Raw genomic sequence first — 1257 nt, 5'->3', positions numbered from 1 at the left:
GACCCGCCAGCTCATCAGGCGGGTCGTGGCGCCCGGGTCGGTCGTCATCTCGGCGGGCATCGCGGTGTACGGGGACTGGAAGAACGCGAAGACCGTCGCGGTCAGGAGGTAGCCGAGCAGGGCCCACACCGCGCCGGCCGCCGCCGCGAACGGCCCGGCGAACATCAGCGCGAAGGCCACCCCGACGCCCAGCCCGGCCCCCAGCACGAACGGGCGGCGCGGCCCGATCCGCGCGGTGCTGCGGTCGCTGACCCGACCGGCCACCGGGTTCAGCAGCACCGCCCAGGCCTTCGGCACGAAGGCCAGCACCCCCGCGAGCCCGGCGGCGACCCCGAGGGTGTCGGTGAGGTAGGGCAGCAGCAGCAACCCGGGCACCGTCGAGAAGGCACCGGTGACCAGGGAGCCCGAGGCGTAGCCCGCGCTCGTCCCGGCGCCGAGACGGGGCGGCGCGGACATGGTGGTCATCATGACGGGTCGAGTGCCAGTGCGGTGAGTGCGCGACGGACCCAGGCGCCGTACCGCTCGACCGACCAGCCCCGCTGCGTGACCAGCAGGCCGTAGAGCAGCGGGGAGTTCAGCGTCCAGATCGTGTCCCGCACCTCGTCCCGCCTGCCGGGGTCACCGCCCTTCTCCACGACGAGCCCCGCGAGCCGGGTCGCGCCCGCGAGGCGCTGGTCGTCGAGGGTGCGGGCGAGCGCGGCGATCTCCGGATCGGCGTCCGCCGCGGCGCTGACGACGGCGTAGATCGGGTGCACGTGCGGCGCGCGCTCGGCGATGAGGTCGGCGAGCCGGACCAGGACCTCCTCGGCGGTGCGGCCCTCGTGGACGTGGCGCATCTGCGGCCGGTCGTGCAGCGGGACCGGCTCGGCGTCGCCCACCAACGTGGTCTCGGTGGCCTCCTTGAGCAGGTTGACCTTCGACGTGAACCCGGCGAACACGGTCGGCGCCGACACCCCGGCCTCCGCCGCGACCTGGGCGATCGACGTGCCTGCGTAGCCCTGCGCGATGAACAGGGCCCGTGCGGTCTCCAGGATGCGCTCCCGGGTCGCCCGGGCCTGGGCGCGCCTGCCCTCGGAGTTGTAGGGCCGTCGTGGGGTCCGGGAATGCCCTTGCTCTCGTGCCGCCATTCGCTTACCTTAGCCTATGTCCAATACAGTTCAAGTTAAACGAAAGTCGGTCCCTCCGATGTCGCTCGCCTGGCACACCGTCGGTGACGGTCCCGCCCTCCTCCTCGTCCACGGCGCCGCCGAGGACGCG

Annotated in this window: 2 protein-coding genes; both read right to left on the bottom strand. The window is 73.3% G+C overall.

All coding sequences use genetic code 11. The annotated features are described in order from the left end of the window. Positions 1 to 456: MFS transporter (locus H5J29_RS33245; protein ID WP_181784844.1), on the bottom strand; the 456-nt coding region annotated here is incomplete at its 3' end. Between the two features lie 8 nt (positions 457 to 464). Continuing rightward, entirely contained in the window at positions 465 to 1127 is a 663-nt protein-coding gene (locus H5J29_RS33240; RefSeq protein ID WP_181784843.1) for a TetR/AcrR family transcriptional regulator, read from the bottom strand. Between the last annotated feature and the right edge of the window lie 130 nt (positions 1128 to 1257).

Source organism: Pseudonocardia pini (assembly GCF_013870575.1).
GTDB classification, from domain to species: domain Bacteria; phylum Actinomycetota; class Actinomycetes; order Mycobacteriales; family Pseudonocardiaceae; genus Pseudonocardia; species Pseudonocardia pini.
This window is presented reverse-complemented; position numbering and strand designations above follow the sequence as displayed.

Bases quoted from the DNA above. Each gene is read 5' to 3' on its own strand.
- H5J29_RS33240 (WP_181784843.1), bottom strand. From the start codon at position 1,127: ATGGCGGCACGAGAGCAAGGGCATTCCCGGACCCCACGACGGCCCTAC.